Origin of the sequence: Corallococcus sp. AB049A, assembly GCF_003668885.1 — a bacterium.
GTDB lineage: Bacteria > Myxococcota > Myxococcia > Myxococcales > Myxococcaceae > Corallococcus > Corallococcus interemptor.
This window is the reverse complement of sequence record NZ_RAWL01000644.1, coordinates 1-3,311: the sequence shown is the minus strand read 5'-3', so window position 1 is coordinate 3,311 and position 3,311 is coordinate 1. Positions and strand designations below refer to the sequence as shown.

Annotated in this window: 3 protein-coding genes; 2 read left to right on the top strand and 1 reads right to left on the bottom strand. The window is 69.7% G+C overall.

Annotation, left to right across the window (positions count from 1 at the left end):
• Window positions 1–1,385: TolC family protein (locus D7X55_RS37660; RefSeq protein WP_233610310.1), on the top strand; the 1,385-nt coding region annotated here is incomplete at its 5' end.
• 66 nt (window positions 1,386–1,451) lie between these two features.
• Window positions 1,452–2,087 carry a phospholipid-binding protein MlaC gene (locus tag D7X55_RS37655; RefSeq protein ID WP_120552599.1) on the top strand — a complete coding sequence of 212 codons (636 nt, stop codon included), beginning with the start codon at window positions 1,452–1,454 and terminating at the stop codon, window positions 2,085–2,087.
• A 74-nt stretch (window positions 2,088–2,161) separates the two neighbouring features.
• Here D7X55_RS37655 and D7X55_RS37650 read toward each other — a convergent pair whose 3' ends face one another.
• Entirely contained in the window at window positions 2,162–3,295 is a 1,134-nt protein-coding gene (locus D7X55_RS37650; protein WP_121725550.1) for an N-acetyltransferase, read from the bottom strand.
• Window positions 3,296–3,311 lie beyond the last annotated feature (16 nt).

The following is a 3,311-nucleotide window of genomic DNA, read 5'->3' as shown; positions in this document are numbered from 1 at the left end:
ACCTCACCCCGGGCACGCCCCGGGGCGCCCCGGAGGAGGCCCAGGCTCCGGGCACCGGCCAGGCCACGAGGATTCCGAAGGGGCCCATCACCCTGGCCCAGCTGGTGGCGCGGGCGCGCACGCAGGACGCGCGCGTGGCGGAGGCCAGCGCGGAGCTGCGCAAGTTCCAGGCGCTGCATGATCAGGCCCGCTGGGCGTGGTTCCCCCGGTTCGAGATCACCGTGGGCGCGGGCGGCCCCGTCCCCGAGGCGCGCAACAACGGCCTGGGCGGCCCCCCCACCACGGAGGCGTCGCTGGAGGGCGACTGGAACTTCGGCAAGGTGGGCGTGACGGTGTTCTCCACCGGCAACGCGGTGCTGCCGCTGTACACGTTCGGCAAGCTCTCCGCGCTGGAGAAGGCCGGCGAGCAGGGCCCCAAGGTGGGCGCGGCGCTGCGCGAGCGTGCGCGCGCGGAGGCCGGCTTCCAGGCCGCGCAGGCGTACTACGGCTACCAGCTGGCCCGCGCGGGCCTGAAGCAGCTGGAGGACGTGTCCAAGCGCCTCAAGGACGCGGGCGACAAGATCGACGCGCTCCTCAAGGAGGACTCGGATCAGGTGACGAAGCTGGACACGTACAAGCTGGGGTACTTCCGCCAGCTGGTGGAGTCCCAGCGCGCCACCGCCCTCCAGGGCGAGCAGTTCGCGCTCACCGCCATCCGGCTGCTCGCGGGCGCGACGCCGGAGGAGCAGGTGGACGTGGTGGAGGAGGACCTGCCGCTCCAGGAGGAGGTGAAGGTGCCCGACCTGGAGACCGCGCTGAAGGAGGCCAACGAGCGCCGTCCGGAGCTCAAGGCCATCGCCGCGGGCATCATCGCGCGCGAGCAGGAGGTCATCATCCGCGAGCGCAGCTACTACCCGGACCTGGGACTCGCGGGCTACTACGACGTCCGCTGGACGAGCAGCGCCACGCGCCAGCGCAGCCCCTTCGCCTACGACCCCTTCAACGACCGCACCGCGGGCCTGGGCCTGGTCATCCGGGGCACCTTCGACATCCCCATCAAGGACGCGCAGCTGGAGCAGGCCCGCGCGGAGCTGGACAAGATGCACGCGCAGGAGCTGACGCTGAAGGCCGGCATCCGGCTGGAGGTGACGCAGGCGCAGGGGCAGCTGGCCGCGGCCTACGCGCGCGCGAAGTCCTTCACGGAGGCGGAGAAGAACGCGAAGCGCTGGGCCACCGCCGCCTACGCCGCGTTCGATCTGGGCACGGGCGACACGCGGGAGCTGGTGGACGCCTTCACCGCGCTGGCCCAGGCGTCCGCCGAGCGCGGCAAGAGCTGGCACGACGTGCGCGTCGGCCTGGCGTCACTTGCCCGCGTCACCGGTGCCGTCCCCACGACGGATGAATAACCCTTTCAGGCTGCCAGTCCGAACAGGTGTCGTCACACCTGACCTTCAACCCGGAGCTTCATCCCTATGATTGCTTCCCTGCTTGCCGCCACGCTGCTCGCCGCCGCTCCCGTGAGCCCGCTCAACGTGGTGAAGAACGGCAACGCCGCCGTGCAGAAGGCGGCCAACGCCCCTGGCGCCACCGTGCAGTCCCTGGCCACCGTCGTGGAGTCCTTCGTGGACTTCCAGGAGCTCGCCAAGCGCGCCCTGGGTGAGAAGGCCTGGAAGGGCCTCACCCCCGCCCAGCAGAAGGAGTTCACCGACACCATGACGGGCCTGCTGCGCGCCTCGTACGCCCAGAAGGCCATCGGCCAGGCGAAGGCGGACGTGAAGTACGGCAAGGAGAGCGTGCAGGGGACCGAGGCCACGGTCGACACCGAGCTCACCGTGAAGAAGGACCAGGTCCCGGTGAACTACAAGCTCTACAAGGCGTCGGCCAAGGCGGACTGGCGCATCTACGACGTCGTCACCGACGACGTGTCCCTGGTGGACACCTACAGCGGCCAGTTCAAGAAGATCCTCTCCACCAAGGGCTTCGACGGCCTGCTGACGACGCTCAAGTCCAAGCGCGCCCAGCTGGAGAAGGAGAACGCCAACACCAGCGCGGCCTCCGTGAACGAGTCCGCCGCCGGTGGCACGGGCGCCGCGCCCCAGGCGAAGTGAAGTAGGGGAGCCGGTGCAGTGTCCCTTCCGCCCGGGTGCCACCAGCGCCCGGGCGGACGTGTTTCAGGGCTTCGTCAAGCGGGCCGCTGGTAGACGCGGTACGTCTTGGAGCGCTGGCCGCCCATGGATTCGATGGCGCGGTTGACCAGGTGGTTGTCCTCCAGCGTCCACGAAATCTCGCCGCCCGTGTACCCCAGCTCCTTCGCGGTGCGCAGGGTGTCCAGGTAGAGGATGGCGTCCAGGCCTCGGCGCCGGTAGCCCTCCTTGATGCCCAGCGTGAGCAGGCGCAGCCGCTTGAGCTTGCGCGACGCCAGCACCAGCTTCACCAGGCCAATGGGCAGGCCGAACGTCGTCAGCCGCCCGTTGGCCGCCTGGAACGCGGGGTTCGCATCCGGCAGCGTCATGGAGAAGGCGACGGGCTCACCCTTCACCTCCGCGATGAGCACCAGCTCCGGACGCACGATGGCCTTCATCTCCTTGGCCATGTGCTCGAACTCGCGGTCCGTGAAGGGGATGAAGCCCCAGTTCTTCTCCCAGGCCGCGTTGTAGATCTGCTTGATGCGGGCGACCTCGGCGGGGAAGTCCTTCAGGTTCACCGCGCGCACGGTGACGCCCTCGCGCTGGCGGATCTTCTCCGCGATGCGCGCCACCTTCTCCGGCGGCGGCGTGGACGAGGACAGCTCGTAGGCGAACAGGTCCTTCGCCTTGGTGAAGCCGCACGTCTCCAGCAGGCCCGCGTAGTACGCCGGGTTGTAGGGCATCATCAGCGCGGGAGGGCTCTCGTAGCCCTCCACGAGCAGGCCCCAGTCCTGGTTGGAGGAGAAGTTGGCCGGCCCCAGCACGGTGTCGATGCCGCGCGCCTTCAGCCACGCGCCGGCCGCGTCCAACAGGCCCCGGGCCACGCCCGCGTCGTTCACGCACTCGAAGAGGCCGAAGAAGCCCTCCTTGGTGCCGTGGAACTCCATGTGGCGCGGGTTCTTGATGGCCGCCACCCGGCCCACCACGTCCTGCCCGCGGCGGGCGAGGAACAGCTCCACCTCCGCGTAGTCGAAGAAGGGGTTCTTCTTCGGGTCCAGGAAGTCGCGGCGCTCCATCTCCAGCGGGGGGACCCAGTTCGGATCATCCCGGTAGAGCGAGTACGGCAGCCGGATGAACGCCGTCCGGTCCGCCGCGCCGCGCACAGGGGTCACCTGCACGTCGGAGGGCATGGGAGTAGGGGAGGAG